Here is a 21,336-nt window from a genome sequence, read left to right as displayed (position 1 = left end):
CCAGGGGTAATTTATGAAGACGATGACTTCACTGTTAGCTGCGGTAATTTGCATCACAGGATTACAGCTTTCGGCTACCGCGTAGCTGAAAAAGATCGGACAGGACGCTTTGATGTGGAAAAAGCCAAAGCGTTGGAAATTCCTTCTGGTCGTATTTACGGTCAACTCAAGCGTGGTGAAACTGTTACCCTAGACGACGGTCGGGTGATTGATGGCACCCATTTATGCGGGCCTACAGAAATTGGCCGGAAAATTGCCTATTGTACAGACACTATTTATTGTGATGGTGCAGTGGAATTAGCTCATGATGCAGATGTATTAATTCACGAAGCAACCTTTGCCCATCAAGATGCAGATATGGCTTTTCAGCGCTTGCATTCCACAACCACAATGGCAGCGCAAACAGCTTTAGCTGCTGGGGCACATCGACTGATTATGAGTCATTTCAGCCCCCGTTATGCTCCTGGCAATACCTTGGAGTTGAAGGATCTCCTCAAAGAAGCCCGTGCTATTTTTCCCCGCACTGACATGGCTTATGATTTCATGATTCATGAAGTACCCAGACGACGAGAAGTAGAGTTAACCAAGGTAGGCGTTTGATTTTAGATTTTAGATTTTCTATTGAACCCTTCTAATCTACAATCTAAAATTAACCAGGCTCTATCTTGGAGTTTAGTACTCCAAATCATAACGCCCAGCAAATAAACAGCAGTTTGATTTTACAAGTAAGTCAACTAGTTAACCAACAATTTATGGTTATCTAAGTGGAGAAAAAATCTCCAAAGAGTATGGGTTAAATATTTTTCTCAATGTTTTTTATACTACAAGTTATCAAAAGAACTTTAATTTATATAGTAGTGTTGTAAATTAGATGATTTTCTACTTCAATACTTAGACAAAATAATTAATTTTTGGTCAAGATTTTTATCCTTTCAATAAAATATTTATTGAAAATTTATTCTTCCAACACTGATTAAGAATTTATATGCATGAATTGATGAACATGAAAGCACCACTTGGCATAATATTGTGCCAAGTGAGCTTGTCATTGTTGGAAGAATAATTAAGTGTGCTATTACGGCTATAGGTGTAAAAAACATTTTAGATTTCTCATAAATCTTCCAAATAAATATATTGTTTCGATATTAGAGGAGTTTAATAGTGGCTAAGATTAGTCTGAATCAAGAGCAACAAGTTACTACTACTTCAGCACAAGGCGCAGTTGACATCAGACAACTATCTACTATTTTGCTTCGCCGACGCTTTTTGATATTGGGGGTTTCCTGTGTAGTTATGTCTGCTGCTAGCCTTTTGGCTGTTATTGCCAAACCTACTTACCAGAGCAATATGCAGATATTGGTGAATTCCAATTTATCTCAAGGGGCACAGTCAAATAATATTCCAGTCGTGGCAGATACTCAGGTTACTAATTCTAATTATCAAGTTGTTGATTCCACTACTCAGATGAAACTTATGCTGAGTTCTAAGCTTCTCCAGAAAGCCATAGATTTAGTTCATTCTGATTATCCTGATATTACCTTAGCGGATATGAATGGTCAAACAAAACAAAACAAAAAATCACCTCTAGAAGTAACTCCAGAAGAGGGAGGTATAGGAGCTAATAAAGTTTTTAGTCAAGTATTTAAAGTTTCTTTCAATGATGAAGATCCAGTCAAAGCACAAAAATTACTGCAAGCACTACAAAAAGTTTATCAAAATTACAATAAAGAACAACAAAAAGAACGCCTGAATCATGGACTAGCTTTTGTAAATGCTCGCTTACCGGAGATAAAAAAAGAGGTAAGTAAAGCTGATAAAAATTTGGAACAATTTCGCAAAAAACATAAATTACTAAATCCCGAAGTCCAAAGTAAAATATTGCTAGAATCTCTAGCCGATATTCAAAATCAGCTACAAACTACTCGTGCCAACCTTCAAGATGCAAACGCTCGCTATGATAACCTGGAGCAACAAATAGCGTCTTCATCCCAGCAAAATGAACTAATTTCTTCTCGTTTAAATCAGTCAAGCCGCTATCAAACATTATTGAGTGAAATTCAAAAGACCGAACTAGCATTAGCTAAAGAGCGACTGCGCTATACAGATGATTATCCATCGGTACAAAAGCTAAGGCAACAACGCCAGAGTCAATTGTCGCTATTACGACAAGAGGTAAAATCTATTACTAATAGCACTAAGGGGGAACCGCTTTCAAAAGGGCAAATAGTAGGGGTTGATCCAACGCTAATAGATGAGTTTATTCTGGTGCAAACAACTGTTTTAGGACTAACTGCCAATGAAAAGAATCTAGCTGAGTCAGAACAGCGGCTCCGTTCTGAATTAAACAAGTACCCAAGCTTTATAGCCGAGTACAATCGTTTACTGCCAAAGGTAGAAACTAGTCATAAAACTCTTGAACAACTCCTTCAAGTACAACAGTCTTTAGGGCTAAAAATTGCTCAGGAAGGATATAATTGGCAAGTTTTAACAGAACCTGGTCTAGGGACTTATATGGGGAATAACAGATTATTCCTTTTGGTTGGAGGAACTCTGATTGGACCGATTTTAGGTATTTTAGCAGCCTTGATTTTAGAAAAGTTTAATGACGCTATTTATTGTGCGGGAGATTTGAAGAAACTGACGAATCTACGTATACTCGGATCAGTGCCAAAATTGCCGTCGCATAGTGCGAAAAAACGGTGGTTGGGACTGCCTTGGAAGGGGCGGCGCAGATCAAATGACTCTGTAATAGAAGCTACTACTAGATTGCCTGTCCATGAGAACCTGGATATGATCTACCAAAATATTCAAATATTAAAATATCCCTTACCTTTCAAGTCGCTGATGTTTACTTCAGCACTACCAGGGGAAGGGAAGACAACCTTGGTATTAGGGCTTGTAGCTAGCGCTACCCGGATGCACCGACGGGTATTAGTTATTGATGCTAATTTGCACAATCCTAGCTTGCATAAAATCCTGGGACTATCTAATGATTGGGGACTATCTTTGTTATTAGTTGATGAGACAACTACTGATTTTCAAGATTATATCCAGCCTATTCATCCTTCCATTGATATTTTGACTGCTGGACCGGAAGCAGAAGACACGGTGAAGTTGCTCAGTTCTCAACGAATGAAAGAACTAATAGAGTTATTTGAGCAAAGTTACGACTTAGTACTGATAGATGCTCCACCTATTTTAGGTACGGTTGATGCCAGGATTGTGGCATCTTTTTGCAATGCTATTGTGATGGTAGAGCGCATGGGCAAAGTAACCCGAACTGAACTGACTCAAGCTACAGAAATTTTGAGTCAGTTGAATTTAATTGGAATTATCGCTAATGAAGTGAGTAATTCTCAAAAGGTATTGGCATCTTAGACTGAAGAAGCATTGTGAATTGGAAATTGGGTATTGGAAATAGATAGAAAAGAGGAATTGTCTCACTGCCTTCTGGCTTCTTCTCCTGATTTCTAGCTGATAGCTAAAGCAAAATGCATAATGAGTAGAAGGTGGCAACCTCCTGCGTTGGAGAAGTGTCTCATCTTAAAGTAGTAGACGTGATAATCCAGAGCGTCAATTAGATACTAGTGTGATTAGATGACCAGCATGAAATTCCAACTTTACTTAGGCTTTTTATTTTCCCAGATTAAAGTACGTCATTGGTGGGTGAGTGTCCTCTTATGGATTGCTTTGGTTGCCCCAGCCCAAGCGTCTGTAATTCTGCGCGTGGCAATTGAGAGGGGCGTTAATCAGGTAAAAGTGGGCAGTTCTACCACTGGGATCGTCAAGGATAGTACCGGACGAACTCTCGGACAGTTACCAGCGATGAGTGCATATTATGCGCAAGCCATTCCTGGCGGAGTTGCTTTAGATAAGTGGCAGTCTGGTTTATTTTGGATTGAGCCAACAGGTAAAGGATTTGTTTATATTGGCGATCGCTGGTATCGGGGTAGAACTCTGGTTGTCCCCACAGAAAAAGGCTTAACGGCTGTTAATTGGGTTGATGACCAAGAATATCTCTACAGCGTTCTTGGTGGCGAAATGGATGCTAGCTGGCCCCAAGAAGCTTTAAAAGCCCAAGCGATCGCAGCTCGCACCTACGCTCTCTACGAACGTGAAAAACAACGGAATAATCCCGTTTACGATTTAGGCAATACCCCAGATCGTTGGCAAATTTACAAAGGTGTCATCAGTGAAGCTCCCGCTACTTATGCCGCAGTGGATTCCACACTAGGGCAGGTATTAACTTACAAAAACCGGATTATTCTCTCAGTCTTCCATGCTTGTTCTGGGGGACACACCGAAAATGTAGAAGATGTTTGGGGAAATACCTTACCCTACCTGCGTGCTGTTCAAGACTACGATCAAAATATCCGCGAGTGTAATTGGGTGAAAAGCTTCTCGCCCAGTGAGATTAGCGCTAAATTTCCTGAAGTTGGCAGTGCGACGGCGATGATTCCAGAGACATACTCGCCTTTTCGCAGTGTTAAAGTCTTGAAAATTGTTGGTAACAAGGGTACGAAGGTGCTACAGGGCGAGGAAGTGCGAACAGCCCTCAAGCTCAAAAGTACTCGCTTTACCGTTACTAAGGGAGCAGATGGTAGTTTTGTACTCCAAGGGCTTGGCTACGGTCATGCTTTAGGTATGAGTCAGTGGGGGGCGTACAATCTGGCTCGGCAAGGAGTAAACCACCTGCAAATTTTGGGACATTATTATCAAGGTGTAGCCCTAACACCAATTCAGGCGAAGTAATTGGGGCATGGGGCAAAACAGTTCCGTTAGCGATAGCGGGGCGTTTAGCCCGTGAAGAGTTAGGAGTTACGAATTTTCTCCCCCTGCTCCCCCTACCTCCCCTGCTTCCCCTGCTTCCCCTGCTTCCTCTGCCCCTCTGCCCCTTTGCTTCCTATTCCCCACTCCCACGTTCCAAGCGTCGTTGCCATTCAGCGTCAATTTGTGCAGAACGCTCAACTTCCTGGTCAAGTAAGTCAGTTTCGCTAGAATACACTAAATCTTCCTTGCTAATGACTTTTTCTTGGGCAAATTGTTGAGCATAGTCGATTTTTTGTTGCAAAGGTGCATCAGGACTTGCCAATAGCCTCGATCGGGAAAGGCGATCGCGATTGCGATCGCCTATTTTGCGATTACGCCACCGAATCCAGAAATAACGCAATAACGGTATGCCTAAGAAACCTGCTCCATAAGCCAATAGCAGCCAATAAATTCCTTGCACAAAAGCTACCAGTCCACCTAATTGGGCAGCAACAGTACCATCTCTCAACAAACTTCCCAGTACTAAAGCACCAACTAAATTTAGTGCCCCCAACCCTGCACTCAACATAATTTGCCCTGAACTTGCAGCACTAAAACGCCAAGGCAATTCCTCCAAGTAAGATGATATTGAATGACGGCGCTTTTTAACTGCACTCACCTGTAACTCTGGGAAGTAATAAACAATTTGCCCTTCTGGACTTACCGCCGGTTGTCCATTAAATCGCGTCAGAACGGGCAGCATGTAATCTTCGTACTCTCTTGTATATCCCTCGCCTATATCATCCAAGTATGGGGCAATTTGTTCTGCTACTACTGCGCCACGATTGCTCCGAATCACCGTAGCAATTTCTTGCCAGCGACGTTCGTCTAAATTGGCGTTAGGATTTCCATCACCAAACAAAAACGAAAAGACAGCTTCAAAGAAATTCAGATTGCTTTCTTCTCTGGTTTCACGTCGCCGTTCCTGGTAGTAGGTGTCATAATTTGGGCTAAGATACCAGAAGAAATTTGGAAAATAAAAGAAACCCCCACCGCCGGAATTACTGCCGCGATTGTCGCCATCGCGATCGGAATTGGCAGCAGTAATAATTATGAAGATGGTAACAGTTATCAGGGCGATGGAAACAGTTAAGAAAATTCCAAAAGAAATCCGAATCAGGTAAAACAGAACACTCCAGACTTTTTTCCACCATTCCTGCAATCGTAGCCGGAAGTATTTATTACGCAAAATTGCTCGAAAGTTTTGTGGAAAAAGGAAAACTATATCACCTGAATCCGCTACCTGCAAATGTCCTCCAGCATCAGATGCTAGGGCTAACAAGCTTTGATTAGCTTCAGCGACGTTCAATCCTGCCTGGGTTGCCACATCACCAACGGTGACACGGTAGCCCAGTTTTTCGACAGCTTGCATGATGGTGGGATTGGGAGCCATTGCTCTCCCCTCCTGTTGAAACTTATTCCCGTTTTATTAAGTATAAAGTTTTATTTTGAGCGATTTAGCAGGGTTAAGAATGAAGCATGAAATTATGGAAATTACATCAATTTAGCAACCCAGCAGTGAAATAGATAAACCAACAAATGACCTGACACACAACATGTTATAATTATTTCCCTCAGCTTGGTTAATCAGCAAATTTTCTGCTCAAATATGGTTCAATATACTCTCGCTCAAAGTCCAGAAATTATCCTTACTGTTTCTGGAAAAGATTCAGCCAAAGCCCGTGATAAAGCAATGGATCAGCTGATGGAACTGATGGATGCAGGTAAGCTACCCACGGAACTGGAAGAAGGATTTGGCCCTCAACAATTAATTGAGGTTAAAGAGTCAACTATTGACACTGCTAGCGGTGAGGATACTATTACACAAGCTGTCCAGGTTTTAAGTAACCTGGCCACACTCAAGCTGAAAGTTCAGGAGTCACGAGCTGAAGCGTTAGAAATTCGCAAAGCGGTTGATGTTCTGTTCACTGACGATTCGGTGACTGAAGAGGAAATTACTCGACTCAAGGAAGGTTTTAAAGTCCTCAAAAATTTTGCCCAAGCTAATGTACGTTATCAAGAAGCACGATCTAAAGCAGAACAGGCTAGGCAAACTCTAGACCAAGCTCTCAAATCCCCTGATAAGTAAGCTCTACATAATCAGATAAATTAAGTTGAATTTCTAGCTAATTGAATAAAAACTCTAAAAGACAGGCGTAACAACCTGTCTTTAGATGTACTGGGGCGCTAGGATTCGAACCTAGGGATGGCGGGACCAAAACCCGCTGCCTTACCACTTGGCTACGCCCCAACGACTTTACTCTAGTTAATATAGCAGTTAATCCTGGGTTTGTGTCAAGTACTTTAATAGTTTATTTCAGATAAAGGATTTTTACGGCAGGACATTGATTGGTCGGAATGCTTACACTTAGACTCTTTCATGGCTTTGGGGTGAACCCTTGAATTGATGCTTGGCTGTATCGTCGAACTCACTTAAAGGGTAAAGGAATTGCGATCGCGATTCTCTTTGCATCCAAAATCTGCTTCACTTGATTATGAACGGCTTATCATCTAGTTCCTGCTTACCATTGAGACACCTAGCGTTGAATATAAAAGCTAGGGGTATCTAGATTATTTCTTTCCACGCCAGTCAATCTTGCCTTATTTCCTTTTCCTTAATCCCCAGTCTCGTGAAGAAAAACTGCTGCAATCCGACTTGATGATAGTAGTTGCTTGGTAGCCAGCCATATAAATAGTGGAATGGTCTTAGCATAGCGACCGCAAAGTCGGCGTGGTTCTTGAATCCATCGATACAGCCATTCAAGTCCTAAGTCTCTAACTATGCGGGGTGCCCGCTTGTGAATTCCTGCATAAACTGGGAAAACTCCACCCAGTCCAATCATTACAGCTTGTATCTTACCTTTATGTTGAGCTATCCAATTTTCTTGCTTAGGACATCCTAGAGATACTAGGACAGCGCTAGCACCACTAGAATTAATCTTTTGAACCAAGGCTTCGTCTTCAGTTTCAGTCAGGGGACGAAAGGGTAAAGGTTCCATCGCCGCAATCTTCATTTGGGGAAATTCCTGCTCTAACCTTTTTCGCATCCTAGAAAGAATTTCTGTTTGGGAACCTAAAAAGAAAATACTGAGATTTTGTGTTTGAGTTCGCTGACACAATGCTAAAAAAATATCCATCCCTGCCACACGGTCTTGGTAAATAGCCCCCATTTTTCGCATCATCCATACAAGAGGCATACCGTCAGGAGTAACTATATCTGCATTTCGTAATACTGTCGCAAACTGTGGATGCCAATGAGCTTCAATGAGCATGTGTACATTAGCTACGTATACAGTTTTACTCTCACGCTTACCCGCCCACTTCAGTATTGTTTGTATCTGCTCGTCAAAACGTAAAGCAGTAATAGGGAAATCAAGCACTTTTTTAGTAGGTAGAAGCACTCTTGCCACCATCAATAACTCCTATGTCCAAGAAAAAAAATCCATAGATTGCTTAGACCATTCCGAATATTGAATAATTCGGATTGGATGACTCCTGACTTTTTATAGGCTTGTGTCATCGTTGGAAGTTAACACATGGAGGTGCAATTGCTTTTTTAGTATGCTTTTAGCTTAATCGGTAATATTATAAGTATTTGGTGTTGTGTCCTAGCTTACTGTTTTAAGCTAGGGGTTTTAGATGCTGCTTGACAAAATTCATACTTTCTTCATAATTAATTTTTGATTGGTTCATGCAAGCATTACAATTATGATAAATTCCTAGTAGAAACTTTATTACTAGGTAGTATTTTTTACGTAATTAGTTTACATAGAAAAACGAAATACCAGACACTCAGTCTGCCGAATTTGATACGTAATTATGTGCTTAAGAGATAAAAGCCCAAAAAATAAAGGGAAGATAAGCTTATCTTCCCCTGTTCGATTATTTTTGTTATTGTCTGGCTTGTTAGCTTCTTTGAGTTTTTGAAGTAACATTTGGCGTTGCTTTTTGAGTTGCCGCTTTCTTGCAGAGCCACCTCTACCTTTGTCATTCCTACCTTCTTTACGGGGAGATTCCCATCTTTTCAGGCGCATGAACTTTTAACCTCTCTATTCTATTTACTTGTTTAATAGTGGGCAGGAGGAGAATCGAACTCCTATGACCGCAAGGCCGCCACATTTTGAGTGTGGTGCGTCTACCAATTTCGCCACCCGCCCTTACATCCAACTTAACTATTATATTATAGATGAGCGATTTTGTAACAAGTTTGAAAATTAATTATCAAAGTTTTCCTGGAATAATAATGTCTAAACTATTATCTAAGGCTTAAAAGCGTGGCAAGACTAATAAACTAGGGTTAATATCATCTAGTTTTGCACAGCCGCTAAGTGCCATCCCTACATTGAGCTCATCTTGTAGCAGTGAGATGACGTGAGATACACCGACTTCTCCTGCTACTGCTAGTCCCCACAAAATAGGTCGTCCGACTAGTACCGCTTTTGCTCCTAATGCCAGAGCTTTGAGAATGTCTGTACCCCTGCGAATGCCTCCATCCAGCAGTACTTCTATTTTACCATCCACTGCTGCTACGATTTCAACTAGGGCTTCTATTGAAGCGATCGCACCATCGAGTTGTCTGCCACCATGATTGGAAACAACAATTGCTTGGGCCCCATATTCTACAGCCCGCACAGCATCATCTCCCCGTAAAACTCCTTTGATAACTAAAGGTAATGGAGATAAAGATTGCAACCATTCCAAGTCATCCCAAGTTACTGCTGGGTTTAGTTGTTGGGCAAAATAGGTAAATAATCCAGATTCGCCTTTTTCATGGGAAATATCTAGCCCTGAGATGGTGGCGAGATTAGCCAGATGTAAGTCTGTGGGTAAGGCAAACTCGTTACGTCTATCTCTTTCGCGTTGTCCGAGAACTGGTGCATCTACAGTCAGGCAAAGTGCTTTGTAGCCTGCTTTATAAGCTTTTTCTACTAAAGCACGAGTTAATCCCTTGTCTTTATGGATGTAAAGCTGGAACCATCGCAGAGAATCTGGAAATTTATCACACGCAGTCGCTACTTCTTCAATGCTCTTTGTGGCCATTGTACTTAATACCATGCCCACACCAGCTGATGCGGCAGCTAGGGCTGTGGCCACTTCTCCGTCTGGATGGGCTAGACATTGAAAGGCCATTGGCGCAATTAATATAGGTAGTTGCAGGGGTTGTCCTAAAATAGAGGTAGTGAGATTGCGATCGCTAACATCGACTAATATCCGAGGTCTTAACTTGACTCGCTCAAAGGCAGCACAATTATCTCGTAATGTGATTTCGTCCCAAGCACCACTGCTATAGTAATCAAGGGTCATTTGAGACAGATGCTCTTTTGCTAGCTTTTCGTACTCAAAGAGATTTATGGGTTGAAAGCGATGGTCGTTGGATACAACTGTCATGGTAGCGGCTGTGGGTTAACCAATAGGATGTTTTTTAATCCGAGTTTTTATTGAACGATTTATTTATTAACTGAGTTCTTTTAAAGGAATCTATCTAATAATTCTTCTTTGGATAGTTGCAGTAATAAAGGAGTAAACTCTTCTGGAGATAATGCCAATAAAGCTTCAGTAACTCCTTTTAGTTCTGCATCTAAAGAACCAAAGCGAACTCGCAACAAATTTTCTATAACATTACGACGTTCTGCTTGAATTCCTTCTTGTTTAACTTCTGCTAATTTTTGCTCGTAAATAGGTGATAAACGCATAATTAAAACTCTATCCTCTTCGTCTATATTCTGATTGAATTCTAAGGTAGTCTTTAAATTCAATAATAAATCAATTGCTTTGGAAGGTAAGGGATTATTTTGGGGAAGTGCTTCTAGTTCGTCTATTGCTTGTTGCTGGACTCTTCCCTTACCTAAAATTCTCAACCATAGTGTTTCTTCTGTACACGGTAATTGGTGAATTACTAAAATTGCCGTTCTAAAGTAATCGCCTAAAAAATGTACTCCTATTCCCCAATTTTCCTGATCTAGGTTAGTTCTAAAACCATCTAGTATAGATTCAGAAGCTGTGGGTGACAAAATCCACAAACGTGGTAATTCTGATTCTGCAAGACGACTTTTATCACCTTTAGCCTGACGTTTTACTTCAGCAAAGATATCAAATAGCTTATTTATACAACTGCGGATTTCCGCAATCGTCGCCGCATTTCTAAATGGTTCAACTAATGCAGGTTCAGCCGCAAATTTCCCTAACAGCCCTAATTCTATTGGATTTTTTGTGGATTGGGGTGGAGGTACAAAATAAACATCAATCTCTCGGATTTGGGCTGGAACTTTCCGACTGGTTTCCACTTCTCCCAATGGCTGTAACAATTCTTTAAGATAGTCTTTGGCGAATTGGTCGTAAGGGAACCTGGTCATTAGCTGATTTTTGGGCTGTAGCAGTATTTTACATCACAGTGCGATCGCATCATTAGTAACTCTACCAGTTTCGCCAGCCGCCTTTGGGTGCAACTTCATTACTTGTTGACTTCAATCCATGAGTTTGGATTAAAGATTGATATTCTGTGCTGCTTGCCCAACGGTCAATTTCTCGCGCCCGCAACACGGGCACTGGATGGGTTAATTGGGCTGTGCGAGCGGTTTTGACCATTTCGCCTAATTCGGTCTTGCTAATGTCATCATAAGCGCGGGCTTGGGCAACAAAGGCATCGAGATTCAGTTGTGGCGCTAAAGTTGGGGAACCACCCGCCAGCTTCATCAACACTGACATGACAACTTTGGGATCTTGGGTTGCTAGTAATGCGGCGCGATCGCAGGTAAACTCAGCACAGCGTACCCATTCTAAAAGTTGTGCCTGTATCGCTTGAGCAACGAAGGTTCCGACATTGGGCACAATTGCCGCAGCTAATATTAGTAAATTTACAGGGGTCAAGTAAACGCTATGGTCACACTTGAGATGTCCTAACTCGTGGGCAATTACTGCCTGGATTTCCACTGGGGTGAGGATATCAATTAGGGATGTGTGTATCACCACAAAGGGCTGTTTACCGCGCACAGCAAAAGTATAGGCGTTGGGAGCCGGATGTTGCCGGACGTATAACTGGGGAGGCTCTATATCCAGAATTTCACAAGCGTCTAACAACAGCTTGTATAAATCGGGCAGTTGATTTTCACCTACCAGAATGCTGGAAGCAATATTTTCTACATAGAAAACCTGCTCTGCCATTGGCCCGAGCCAATTTCGCACCAACATATCTATGCCTGGTATTTGCTTGAGCGTTTTAGTAGCTTCCAGGTCTAATGGATGACGAAATGAGTCAGCTTTTAAACCAATCAGAGGGGTTTTGAAGAAAGACATAGTGCAACAAGCTATAAAAAACACAACTATGGAATCTGGCTGTTTATTTAACCAGCCACCCACAGTTAGTATAACGATTTAAGCAGGGTGGGCAGGGGGAACAGGGGAGCCGGGGAGAAAATTTTACCTTGTCTCCCTCATTCTTGCCTAAGTCTCAACTAAGAGGCAGGAAGTAGAGATAAGGGAGACAAGAGAGGGATTTGTTCAATAATTCCCCCTTGTTTCCCTTGTCCCCCTGCTCCCTTGCCTCTTATTCAACCTATCAATTTCAACTTGAGAGGCTACTGATGCTGGGAGCGATTTCGGCATCTGCTGATGTTTCGCCCACACGAAGGATTTTAGCTCCCAATTGCTGCAACTTCATATCGAGCCGATCATAGCCGCGATCGAGGTGCTGTAATCCTTGAATGGTCGTTTTTCCTTCTGCTGCCAGTCCTGCTATGACTAGCGCTGCTGATGCTCGTAAGTCTGTGCCTAATACTGGTGCGCCAGACAATTTTGGCACTCCCCGAACGAAAGCAGCGTTGCCTTTAACACGAATGTCTGCCCCCAAGCGATTCAACTCTGAGGCATGACGCAAGCGATTTTCAAAGACGGATTCGTTAATCACGCTGTCGCCTTCGGCCAATGTCAGCAAAGACATGAACGGCGCTTGCATATCTGTAGGGAAACCCGGATGGTATTGAGTTTCAATATCCGTTGCCTTGAGAGTTTCCGCCGGTAGAATGCGTAAGTGTTCAGGCTTGTCCTCAATTATCGTCACCCCAATATCCCGCAGCTTGGCAATCACTGGTATAAGATGTTCTGGAGCCACTGGCGAAAGAAGAAGTTCGGAACGGGTAATTGCTGCTGCCAGCAAAAACGTTCCGGCCTCAATGCGATCGGGAATGATACTGTAATCAACAGAATGTAGCTTGGGGACTCCTTCAACAATAATCCTGCTAGTACCCGCCCCTTTAATCTTCGCTCCCATCGCGTTACAGAAGTTAGCTAAATCAACTACTTCCGGTTCTCTGGCAGCATTTTCGATGATGGTTTCGCCCTCTGCCAGGGTAGCAGCCATCATCAAGTTTTCCGTCGCTCCAACGCTGGCGATATCTAAGTAAATCTTCGCACCTTTTAATCTCCGGCTGCTGCCAGGGACGTAGGCATTACAAATGCCATGCTCAATCTGCACCTCAGCCCCCATTGCTTGCAGTCCTCGAACATGCAAGTCAACTGGTCTTGCCCCAATAGCACAACCGCCTGGTAAGGGCATCTGTGCTACTCCCAATCTTGCAAGAATGGCACCAATGGCAAAAAAACTCGCTCTTAGCTGGGTAACTAGTTCGTAGGGAGCTTTTGATGTTTTAATTTCGCTGGCGTTGATGTCTAAAATATCGCCTTGCCGCGTTAAGCTTACACCCAAAGCTGATAACACCTGACCCATCCGGTCTACGTCCGCTAATAAGGGGACGTTGCGGATACGACAATCGCCCGGACACAGCAAGGCTCCAGCCATGATTACCAGTGCTGCATTTTTTGCCCCGCTAATTTTCACATGACCTCGCAAAGGATGCCCACCCCAAATTTGCAAGACTGAGGAGTCTGCTTCTGGAGCAATTTTGGCATCTGGTAAGCTGGTAGAAGGATTGATAAGCCTACCTCCAAAAGTAATACGTATTTTATATGTTTGAAGTTGGTTTTGATTCTACAGTAAAGATTCAAATTGTCCACATTTTAGAACAGCATATTGCATAAAAAAATTGTTTTTTGGTGAAAAATAATGGCTCAAAGCAAGCAATAGCAATTATTTTGAGCTTTTAAAAAATTTAATAAAAAAGAACGAATAAGTAGTAGTTTTAAGCAAAATTAAATACTCAGTAAAATGACTTAAGTATTCTCTAAAAATCAATGCTGTACTGTTCAGTTAATATTTTGATTCGACCTAATCCCCTGAAAAATTCCTTTCCAGTCTGAGCCTCTTAAAGGAGGCATTAGGTTTTCACTTGACAAAGGTAAAACATAACGCAATAATAGGAAATTGTCGATAAAGACAAGTGCCAGCGGAACTGGCGGAATTGGCAGACGCGCTAGATTCAGGTTCTAGTGCCGCAAGGCTTCCGGGTTCAAGTCCCGGGTTCCGCATAACCAGTGCTGAGTGCCGAGTAGTGAGTGCTGAGAAGGAAAAACTCAGCACTCACTACTCAGCACTCACAACTAAAAAATGTTGACCAGTTTACAAAATTCCTTAGTTAAGCAAATTCGCAAACTCCACTCCACCAAGGAGCGGCATAAGCAGCAGTTATTTTTACTGGAAGGGACGCACCTGTTGGAAGAGGCTTGTGCGGTAAATTACCCACTAGAAACAGTGTGTTGTACTCCAGATTGGCAAGTAGCCCACTCATCACTCTGGGAAGAAGCTTGTAGTAAAAGCGATCGCGTCGAGATTGTCAGCGAGGAAGTCTTAAATGCGATCGCTACTACAGTCCAACCTGATGGTGTGGTAGCAACGGCAAAACGAAGGGATAGCCAAACTCAACTACCATTGACTGGTTTAGTTTTAGCTTTAGAAACAGTACAAGATCCGGGAAACCTGGGTACGATGATTCGCACTGCGGCGGCGGTGGGAGCATCAGGTTTGTGGGTAAGTGGAGATAGTGTCGATTTAGACAGCCCAAAAGTTCTCCGGGCTTCCGCAGGACAATGGTTTCGCCTAGCAACGGCCGTAACCGAAGATTTAAAAGCAATAGTTCAACAAAGTCAGCAAGCAGGGATGCAGGTAGTGGCAACCTTACCCAGTGCGACTTTAACTTATTGGGATGTAGACTGGCGCAAACCCAGTCTGATTTTACTGGGAAATGAAGGTGCTGGATTGTCGGCAGATTTAGCAGCGATCGCAGATCAACAAGTCAGAATTCCTTTAAGTCCTGGGGTAGAATCTTTGAATGTAGCGATCGCAGCCGCTTTAATGTTGTACGAAGCTAGGCGGCAAATGAGTCAGAGACGCGATTAATCGGTTCTGTACAGGAATGTAAAACTCATAACTTTTCTTGGGTTTTTGTCTTTTCTTCAAGATATTGTTCAATATCAGCAACTGCGTCCTCAAGGGCCGCTAAATCAATAGCGATCAAATCTTGATCGACTTCCACTTCACTGAGATTAGTAATATGCAGTTGGGGAAGTTGTGGAATTTCTTCTTCCTCAGTTTCAATTTCTTGTAAGATATCCTCCAACTGATCGAGGGATTGCTGAAACACTTGATCGGCGACGCGGCGCTGTTGTGGCTGAATTGGCTCCATAATATTGACTTGAAAATCCTGATTTACTGACCTAATTGTGATTGCAGTTTCTACAGATTTAAATTTTGCACTTATAACATCATAGTTGTGTGCTGTATCAACTTTAGCAGTGGTTATCAATAATATCGATACTTGCCTTTGGTCACTTTTGCCAAGTTGTCTCCAATTGTTAGAACTTGTATTTTTGTAAAGACTGTGGAATAATCTCGAAATTTTGTACTTTAATTCGACCGATAAACCGTAGTATAATATCCAGTATACGATTGCACTTTTGCGTCCCCAATAGTTGGTATTTAGTAGTACTGCGCGTCTACGCATTTACAAGGAAAGTATTTTATGAGCAACATACAACTTTACTTTGCCAAAGCCTCCACCTTTTCCCAAAGAACCCGTGTGGTTTTACTAGAAAAAGGAATTGACTTTAACAGCACCGAAATTGACTTACAAAACAAACCAGATGGCTATACACAGATTTCGCGCTACGGCAAAGTCCCTGCGATTAAACATGGGGATATCGAAATTTATGAGTCTGCCATTATCAACGAATATCTTGATGAAGTCTTTCCAGAGCCACCTTTATTACCCAGTGATCCAGGTGCTAAAGCGATCGCTCGGATCTGGATCGATTATGCCAACACTCGCTTTGTACCCGCCTTTAACAAATTTCTCCGTGGTAAAGATGCTCAAGAACAGGGACAAGGACAAAGAGAGTTTTTGGAAGCGTTATTGTACATTGAGCAAGAAGGACTAGGTAAGCTTTCTGGTAATGGCCCTTACTGGTTAGGGGAGCAATTGAGTTTAGTTGATATCAGCTTCTATCCTTGGTTTGAACGCTTGCCCCTTCTAGAACACTTCCGCAATTTCACGTTACCAACAGAAACCCCTCGCTTGCAGAAATGGTGGAATACCCTGCGCGATCGCGAGTCAATTCGGGCTGTGGAAAATCCTACAGGCTTCTATTTAGAACGATTTGCCAAGATTCTTGGTGCGCCCACTCCCGTTGCTTCTGCTCAAAAATAGTTAATAGGTTACAGTCCTCTATCCGCCATCACTAAACCTGGATCTCACAAGTGAGAAATCCAAGGGGTGTGGGAGGTGTGGGAGGATGGGGAAGAAGTCTTACCCCCCACTCCTCTTCCCCTGAAGCCTACACTATGCGTGAGAAATCCGGGTAAAACATTGTTGAATTCACTGGGAGATTAACCCATGAGCTTAAACAGTCAATTATTCAAAGATATACCGCACGTTGAGGGAGAACTCCATTACCTCACCCCAACAGCAGAAAAACCTGTTAACTACACCTACGAACCACCGCCAGGTATTCCACAGCGAAGTGGGAAGTATGAGGTACATACACTCCCAATCTACGATGCTCGGGCGATCGCAGAAAATGTGTCCTTAGATCAACAGGGATTCGCCTTGGTCGAACAGCACAGCACTGTTAAAGACTTTTACGATCGCGATGAGGTGCGCCGTGTTTACTACCCTGAAGCCGAGGAATTTCTCAAGGATTTGACAGGTGCCCAAAGGGTGATAGTGTTCGATCACAACCTGCGTAATGCCGAACGAGCGAAGCAGGGCGAACAAGGCATCAAGACACCAGTAAGAGGCGTACACAACGACTTCACCGCCAAGTCTGGTTATAGTCGCGCCCGTACCGTCTTGGAAGCAATCGGTACTGAAGATCCTGATGAGCTTCTGCGGCATAGATTTAGTGTAGTCAACCTCTGGCGACCGATCGCAGGACCAGTTCAAGAGTCTCCATTAGCGGTGTGTGATGCCCAAAGTATCGCACCGAATGACCTCGTGGCTACCGATCTTGTATATCGCGATCGCGTTGGCGAAACCTACGCAGTCACGTACAATCCAAAACATCGGTGGTTCTACTTTCCGCAAATGCAACGGAACGAAGCCCTACTTATCAAGTGTTTTGATTCAGAGGAAGAAGGTTTGGCGCGGTTCGCCGCCCACACTGCATTCGACGACCCAACAAGCCAGCCAGATGCACCACCACGTGAGAGTATTGAGTTACGAACGTTAGTTTTCTATGCCGCATAATTAGCAGGGAGCAGGGGAGGGGGAAAATTCCTATTCCTCTCCTCTGCCTCTTCAGCCCAATCCTCCTATTACTGCAATTCAAACCTTGCTTGAAAGAAGCGGAGATACTTCGGTTCATAAATCATTTTGAGTCCGCGTAGGCGATCGCGATTATAAAAAACCTCTTCAACTGCTTCAGCAGTCAAATCCATGTGAGCCTGGGTGTAAACACGGCGGGGAATAGTTAAACGGACTAGTTCTAACTCTGGATAATAATTATCGCCTGTTTCTTTATTGCGCCCTGCCGAAACAATACCCCGTTCCATTGCCCGAATGCCTGCTTCTAGATATAGTTCTGCTGCTAAACGTTGTGCCGGAAATTGGTCTTGGGGGATTTGTGGTAAAAAGCGTTTGGCATCTAAATAAATGGCATGACCACCAATCGGCACAACAATTGGAATACCCCAATCTAAAAGCTTTTGTCCGAGGTATTCAACCTGACCGACACGGGCACGAATATGATCGTCTTGAACTGATTCTTCTATACCCCGTGCCATAGCTTCCATATCCCGGCCAGCCATACCACCATAAGTATGTAAACCTTCATAAATTACTATTAGGTTACGTGCTTCTTCGTAAAGATTATAGTCATTAAGAGCCAGCCAACCGCCGATGTTAACCAGTGCATCCTTCTTGCCGCTCATGGTGCAACCGTCGGTATAGGAGCAAAATTCGCGTAAGATGGTAGCGATCGCCTGGCTGGAATAATCCTCTTCCCTCTGCTGGATAAAGTAAGCGTTTTCCACAGCGCGGGTGGCATCAAGAATAACGCGGATACCGTAAGTTTGGGCTAACTGATGTACTGCCCGCAGGTTAGCCATAGAAATCGGCTGTCCGCCAGCCATATTCACGGTTCCGGCGACGCTGATATAGGGAATACGTTCTGCCCCAACTCGCTCAATTAGGTCTGTAAGCTTTTGTAAGTCTACATTGCCCTTGAATGGATGCAGTGATTGAGCATCGTGGGCTTCATCAATAATCACATCGACAAAAGTGCCGCCAGCTAACTCCTGATGCAGTCTGGTTGTGGTGAAATACATATTGCCAGGTATGTAGTCTCCTGGTTTGATCAGTATTTGAGAAAGAATATTTTCTGCACCACGCCCTTGGTGAGTAGGTACAATATGGCGATAGCCGTAATACTTTTGGATACTAGCTTCTAAATTGTAAAAATTTTTGCTGCCGGCATAAGCTTCATCACCTAGCATCATCCCTGCCCACTGATAATCACTCATGGCTGAAGTGCCGCTATCAGTGAGCAAATCAATATAGACATCTTCAGAACGCAGTAGAAAAGTATTGTAACCCGATTGTGCGATCGCTTGTTCGCGTTCAGCGCGAGTAGTGATTTTTAATGGCTCAACCACCTTGATTTTATATGGCTCTGCCCAAGAGCGACGGCGGCGCGGAGAAGTTTGCTTGGCATCGGTCATAAATTCATTCCTCCTTTATGCAGATAAGCCGAATATTTGCATACCATTTTGGGTGCTAATACTTGCTGTTGCCAAGACCCTCATAAGTACTTTTAGCGCTCTTTAGGGGCACACCACTGAGCTATTGGTTCAATTCGTGCTTGCTGGATAAATTCCAAAACTTGTGATTTATTACAACCATAGGTAGATGCTAATAATTCCTCACCTTGTTTTTTTGCATCGTCGGCTGATAGACCAAAGGTCATAATTTCTTCGTCTTGGTTAGCTGTAATTCTCTCAACTGGAATAATACATATATATTGCGGTTCATTATGTCTTATTTGTTGCACCATTATTTACCTACCATTTCACTATTAGTTGTATCTATTTTAAAGTCTAGATAAATCACGAGTGAAAGTGAAACATAATCAGTATTTAAGTAGTTTTTGATTAAAAAAATACTAGTTTTTACACATGGTTAAGGCAACGTTAAGAATTCTCTCAAAATTGCCAAATTTCTAAGTGTAAACAGTTACGTATGGGAAAATAAAGTTAAGCATCAACAAATATCTTTTTGTAAATTTTTGTTTATTAGATCGGTAATGCGTTAAGACACACGCTTTATCGTAAACATCCCTAAACGGATTAATTTAAATCTCTGTTGATTAGTCTTTGGGAATCAGCTAATAAAGGCTGATATTCCTAAAGATGAACTTTTCTTTGCTCAATCCAGGCTTCATACCTTGAGTAAGTGCAAGTTTAATAAAAATTGGAGGTTATATGGCAATTCGAAATAACTTAGTTAACAATTTCTGGCAAAGAGTACAAAAAGATTCAGTTAGTTGGGGTTCGTTAGCTCTTTGGATCAGTGGATTAGTTGTTCTATTAGTAATGCTTACCATGTTTTCTAACGCTTAGGTTATTCTAGTTCCTGGGCGACAGCCTGGGAACTAAAATAGGGTAGACTTTCATCCCTAGAAAGCTCAAATTTATGAACTGCAAACTTTTGGTAACAGTCGTAATGCTAGCTACTACTAGCTTTGTTACTCCTGTTAAATCTCAAGAACCTACTACCGACACACCAGTAGAATCGAATCAAGTTTTGAATGCTTGTATCCAAAATCAAGCAGAAACTTTACCGAATCCTTTTAGTGATGTGCCAAAAGACCATTGGGCTTTTAAAGCAGTTATGACTATGCACTACTGCGGTGCATTCCGTAAAGCTACCCCACCAGCTTTATTTAATAAATTGCAACCAACAAATAGCCAGCAGCAACCGCAGAAAGAACCGCAGTTTGAAAAATAAAATAGGAGTCTTATAACTATATTAAATAGCAGAAATTAAGCCAATGAGTGAGAAGGATTGCAGAAAGACTGTCATCCAAACAGGTCAAAAAGTCAATTTTGTAGATATTGGCAGTTCATTTTTGCCTGCCTTTGAAAAGATAACGAGTGTTCTAGTCGTACCTTTTACCAAGGATGGTTTAATTGTATGCGCTCTCCTTGACCGTGGTATTGACCTTCCTGGGGGACATGTGCAGATAGGCGAATTGACTTGTGAGGAAACTGCAAGACGAGAAGTTATGGAGGAGGTAAAAGTAACTCTAGGAGAATTAAAACTTGTAAAATTTATCCAGTCTGATTTTTACGGTAGTCAACCTGAGCAGCTTACATACCTTGTGGTCATGACTGGATTTGTTGAGGAAATAATCTCTAACAATGGCTACGACTGTCTAAGCTTATGTACACATGAAAGTATGGGAAGAAACATTATAGATATTGATGAATTCATTTCTCAATATCAAGCAGGCAATAAAAATGATATGCGTCAAATTGTGCTAGACGCAAAAAGTGTGCTATTCGGCATCTAATGGTATTTTCGCCTTTTGAAACAGCTGCTCAACAGTAAATTCCAGTCCCTCGAATAGAGAATCTGTGAGTAATTCGTCTCCCATATAAGTTTGTGGTGCTGCATCTGGATAAAAAACAGTAATACTTCTGGCTTTACTATCTACCACCCACACCCGCAGCACTTTAGCATCCAAATAGTCTTTGGCTTTAGCTGCCATTTGTCCAAAGGTTTGTCCAGGTGAAATAATTTCAATCACCAAATCGGGAGGAACAGAACATGCTCCCTCTTGTTCCCAATCAGGGGGTAAACGTTCATTGGAAATATACAAAATATCCGGTATTGGCATCCAATCTCGCCCTCGACGGGTTAAGGCGATAGCTAATTCTGGACAAACTTCTCCTTTACCCTGACAGCATTGCTCAATCAAATTGAGGAGGGCACGGGTAAGTTTAGAGTGAAATTTTTTTGGTGACATTTTAGGACTTGCATGACCATCAACAAATTCATAGGTGATATCTCCCTCGCCTGGTGGAAGATTCAAGAATTCTTGCAAGGTTAATTGATTCTTGGCTTGGAGTCTCATGGCTCAATC

At 42.4% G+C, this 21,336-nt stretch carries 20 protein-coding genes and 3 tRNA genes (1 of these 23 only partly in view); 10 read left to right on the top strand and 13 right to left on the bottom strand.

The features are described 5' to 3' along the window. The 3 genes from GJB62_RS14120 to GJB62_RS14110 all read left to right on the top strand — a co-directional run. A protein-coding gene (locus GJB62_RS14120) for a ribonuclease Z (protein ID WP_114084506.1) crosses the window boundary here: on the top strand, positions 1-600 show its 3' portion. Its footprint begins 360 nt before the window's first position; only the last 600 of its 960 coding nucleotides appear in the window; its start codon lies off the left edge, out of view; its stop codon occupies positions 598-600. 561 nt (positions 601-1,161) lie between these two features. Next, positions 1,162-3,378: a polysaccharide biosynthesis tyrosine autokinase gene (locus tag GJB62_RS14115; protein ID WP_181852913.1), complete on the top strand. Its 2,217-nt coding sequence runs from the start codon at positions 1,162-1,164 to the stop codon at positions 3,376-3,378. A gap of 228 nt (positions 3,379-3,606) precedes the next feature. Beyond that, positions 3,607-4,752, top strand: a complete 1,146-nt coding sequence (locus tag GJB62_RS14110; protein ID WP_114084547.1) for a SpoIID/LytB domain-containing protein — start codon at positions 3,607-3,609, stop codon at positions 4,750-4,752. Positions 4,753-4,903: 151 nt separating this feature from the next. On the opposite strand, the gene GJB62_RS14105 is transcribed toward GJB62_RS14110, so the two are convergent. After that, positions 4,904-6,202, bottom strand: coding sequence for a hypothetical protein (locus GJB62_RS14105; RefSeq protein ID WP_114084507.1), 1,299 nt, complete (start codon positions 6,200-6,202; stop codon positions 4,904-4,906). Between the two features lie 216 nt (positions 6,203-6,418). Between GJB62_RS14105 and GJB62_RS14100 the strand changes: the two genes are divergently transcribed. Further along, entirely contained in the window at positions 6,419-6,898 is a 480-nt protein-coding gene (locus GJB62_RS14100; protein ID WP_012411525.1) for a hypothetical protein, read from the top strand. 90 nt (positions 6,899-6,988) lie between these two features. Here GJB62_RS14100 and GJB62_RS14095 read toward each other — a convergent pair. From GJB62_RS14095 to murA, 8 genes are all read right to left on the bottom strand, one after another. Then, a tRNA-Gln gene (locus tag GJB62_RS14095) sits at positions 6,989-7,060 on the bottom strand. A 364-nt stretch (positions 7,061-7,424) separates the two neighbouring features. Continuing rightward, positions 7,425-8,222, bottom strand: coding sequence for a WecB/TagA/CpsF family glycosyltransferase (locus GJB62_RS14090; RefSeq protein ID WP_114084508.1), 798 nt, complete (start codon positions 8,220-8,222; stop codon positions 7,425-7,427). 351 nt (positions 8,223-8,573) lie between these two features. Beyond that, positions 8,574-8,843, bottom strand: coding sequence for a hypothetical protein (locus GJB62_RS14085; RefSeq protein WP_245246164.1), 270 nt, complete (start codon positions 8,841-8,843; stop codon positions 8,574-8,576). A 39-nt stretch (positions 8,844-8,882) separates the two neighbouring features. Then, a tRNA-Leu gene (locus GJB62_RS14080) sits at positions 8,883-8,966 on the bottom strand. Positions 8,967-9,075: 109 nt separating this feature from the next. Continuing rightward, a complete protein-coding gene (locus GJB62_RS14075) occupies positions 9,076-10,197 on the bottom strand; it encodes an alpha-hydroxy acid oxidase (protein WP_114084509.1) in 1,122 nt (373 codons plus the stop codon). 80 nt (positions 10,198-10,277) lie between these two features. Next, on the bottom strand, positions 10,278-11,162 hold the full coding sequence (locus tag GJB62_RS14070) for a hypothetical protein (protein ID WP_114084510.1): 885 nt from the start codon (positions 11,160-11,162) through the stop codon (positions 10,278-10,280). Positions 11,163-11,223: 61 nt separating this feature from the next. Beyond that, positions 11,224-12,102, bottom strand: coding sequence for a M48 family metallopeptidase (locus tag GJB62_RS14065; protein WP_114084511.1), 879 nt, complete (start codon positions 12,100-12,102; stop codon positions 11,224-11,226). Positions 12,103-12,370: 268 nt separating this feature from the next. Next, positions 12,371-13,738 (bottom strand): UDP-N-acetylglucosamine 1-carboxyvinyltransferase, encoded by a 1,368-nt coding sequence (gene murA / locus GJB62_RS14060; protein ID WP_114084512.1) that lies wholly within the window; start codon positions 13,736-13,738, stop codon positions 12,371-12,373. Between the two features lie 409 nt (positions 13,739-14,147). Between murA and GJB62_RS14055 the strand changes: the two genes are divergently transcribed. Then, positions 14,148-14,229 (top strand) — tRNA-Leu (locus GJB62_RS14055). A 79-nt stretch (positions 14,230-14,308) separates the two neighbouring features. Further along, positions 14,309-15,097 carry an RNA methyltransferase gene (locus GJB62_RS14050; protein WP_114084513.1) on the top strand — a complete coding sequence of 263 codons (789 nt, stop codon included), beginning with the start codon at positions 14,309-14,311 and terminating at the stop codon, positions 15,095-15,097. A 25-nt stretch (positions 15,098-15,122) separates the two neighbouring features. On the opposite strand, the gene GJB62_RS14045 is transcribed toward GJB62_RS14050, so the two are convergent. Next, positions 15,123-15,383: a hypothetical protein gene (locus tag GJB62_RS14045; protein ID WP_114084548.1), complete on the bottom strand. Its 261-nt coding sequence runs from the start codon at positions 15,381-15,383 to the stop codon at positions 15,123-15,125. Positions 15,384-15,719: 336 nt separating this feature from the next. Between GJB62_RS14045 and GJB62_RS14040 the strand changes: the two genes are divergently transcribed. Both GJB62_RS14040 and GJB62_RS14035 read left to right on the top strand, forming a co-directional pair. Then, positions 15,720-16,403, top strand: a complete 684-nt coding sequence (locus tag GJB62_RS14040) for a glutathione S-transferase family protein (protein WP_114084514.1) — start codon at positions 15,720-15,722, stop codon at positions 16,401-16,403. 186 nt (positions 16,404-16,589) lie between these two features. Continuing rightward, positions 16,590-17,441 (top strand): CmcJ/NvfI family oxidoreductase, encoded by an 852-nt coding sequence (locus GJB62_RS14035; RefSeq protein WP_114084515.1) that lies wholly within the window; start codon positions 16,590-16,592, stop codon positions 17,439-17,441. Positions 17,442-17,509: 68 nt separating this feature from the next. Here the strand turns inward: GJB62_RS14035 and GJB62_RS14030 are convergent, their stop codons facing one another. Both GJB62_RS14030 and GJB62_RS14025 read right to left on the bottom strand, forming a co-directional pair. Next, positions 17,510-18,913: a tyrosine phenol-lyase gene (locus GJB62_RS14030; protein WP_114084516.1), complete on the bottom strand. Its 1,404-nt coding sequence runs from the start codon at positions 18,911-18,913 to the stop codon at positions 17,510-17,512. Positions 18,914-19,005: 92 nt separating this feature from the next. After that, positions 19,006-19,245: a hypothetical protein gene (locus tag GJB62_RS14025; protein ID WP_114084517.1), complete on the bottom strand. Its 240-nt coding sequence runs from the start codon at positions 19,243-19,245 to the stop codon at positions 19,006-19,008. A gap of 638 nt (positions 19,246-19,883) precedes the next feature. Between GJB62_RS14025 and GJB62_RS14020 the strand changes: the two genes are divergently transcribed. Further along, on the top strand, positions 19,884-20,198 hold the full coding sequence (locus GJB62_RS14020) for an S-layer protein (RefSeq protein ID WP_114084518.1): 315 nt from the start codon (positions 19,884-19,886) through the stop codon (positions 20,196-20,198). Between the two features lie 43 nt (positions 20,199-20,241). Beyond that, positions 20,242-20,763 (top strand): NUDIX domain-containing protein, encoded by a 522-nt coding sequence (locus tag GJB62_RS14015; RefSeq protein ID WP_114084519.1) that lies wholly within the window; start codon positions 20,242-20,244, stop codon positions 20,761-20,763. Here the strand turns inward: GJB62_RS14015 and GJB62_RS14010 are convergent. Then, positions 20,749-21,327, bottom strand: coding sequence for a Uma2 family endonuclease (locus tag GJB62_RS14010; protein WP_114084520.1), 579 nt, complete (start codon positions 21,325-21,327; stop codon positions 20,749-20,751). The genes GJB62_RS14015 and GJB62_RS14010 overlap by 15 nt on opposite strands. Positions 21,328-21,336 lie beyond the last annotated feature (9 nt).

Source organism: Nostoc sp. ATCC 53789 (genome assembly GCF_009873495.1).
Classification (GTDB): Bacteria; Cyanobacteriota; Cyanobacteriia; order Cyanobacteriales; family Nostocaceae; genus Nostoc; species Nostoc muscorum_A.
This window is presented reverse-complemented; position numbering and strand designations above follow the sequence as displayed.

Coding starts and splice junctions, on each gene's coding strand:
- GJB62_RS14110 (WP_114084547.1), top strand. CDS start 3,607: ATGAAATTCCAACTTTACTTAGGCTTTTTATTTTCCCAGATTAAAGTA.
- GJB62_RS14105 (WP_114084507.1), bottom strand. CDS start 6,202: ATGGCTCCCAATCCCACCATCATGCAAGCTGTCGAAAAACTGGGCTAC.
- GJB62_RS14100 (WP_012411525.1), top strand. CDS start 6,419: ATGGTTCAATATACTCTCGCTCAAAGTCCAGAAATTATCCTTACTGTT.
- GJB62_RS14090 (WP_114084508.1), bottom strand. CDS start 8,222: ATGGTGGCAAGAGTGCTTCTACCTACTAAAAAAGTGCTTGATTTCCCT.
- GJB62_RS14085 (WP_245246164.1), bottom strand. CDS start 8,843: ATGCGCCTGAAAAGATGGGAATCTCCCCGTAAAGAAGGTAGGAATGAC.
- GJB62_RS14075 (WP_114084509.1), bottom strand. CDS start 10,197: ATGACAGTTGTATCCAACGACCATCGCTTTCAACCCATAAATCTCTTT.
- GJB62_RS14070 (WP_114084510.1), bottom strand. CDS start 11,162: ATGACCAGGTTCCCTTACGACCAATTCGCCAAAGACTATCTTAAAGAA.
- GJB62_RS14065 (WP_114084511.1), bottom strand. CDS start 12,102: ATGTCTTTCTTCAAAACCCCTCTGATTGGTTTAAAAGCTGACTCATTT.
- GJB62_RS14050 (WP_114084513.1), top strand. CDS start 14,309: ATGTTGACCAGTTTACAAAATTCCTTAGTTAAGCAAATTCGCAAACTC.
- GJB62_RS14045 (WP_114084548.1), bottom strand. CDS start 15,383: ATGGAGCCAATTCAGCCACAACAGCGCCGCGTCGCCGATCAAGTGTTT.
- GJB62_RS14040 (WP_114084514.1), top strand. CDS start 15,720: ATGAGCAACATACAACTTTACTTTGCCAAAGCCTCCACCTTTTCCCAA.
- GJB62_RS14035 (WP_114084515.1), top strand. CDS start 16,590: ATGAGCTTAAACAGTCAATTATTCAAAGATATACCGCACGTTGAGGGA.
- GJB62_RS14030 (WP_114084516.1), bottom strand. CDS start 18,913: ATGACCGATGCCAAGCAAACTTCTCCGCGCCGCCGTCGCTCTTGGGCA.
- GJB62_RS14025 (WP_114084517.1), bottom strand. CDS start 19,245: ATGGTGCAACAAATAAGACATAATGAACCGCAATATATATGTATTATT.
- GJB62_RS14020 (WP_114084518.1), top strand. CDS start 19,884: ATGAACTGCAAACTTTTGGTAACAGTCGTAATGCTAGCTACTACTAGC.
- GJB62_RS14015 (WP_114084519.1), top strand. CDS start 20,242: ATGAGTGAGAAGGATTGCAGAAAGACTGTCATCCAAACAGGTCAAAAA.
- GJB62_RS14010 (WP_114084520.1), bottom strand. CDS start 21,327: ATGAGACTCCAAGCCAAGAATCAATTAACCTTGCAAGAATTCTTGAAT.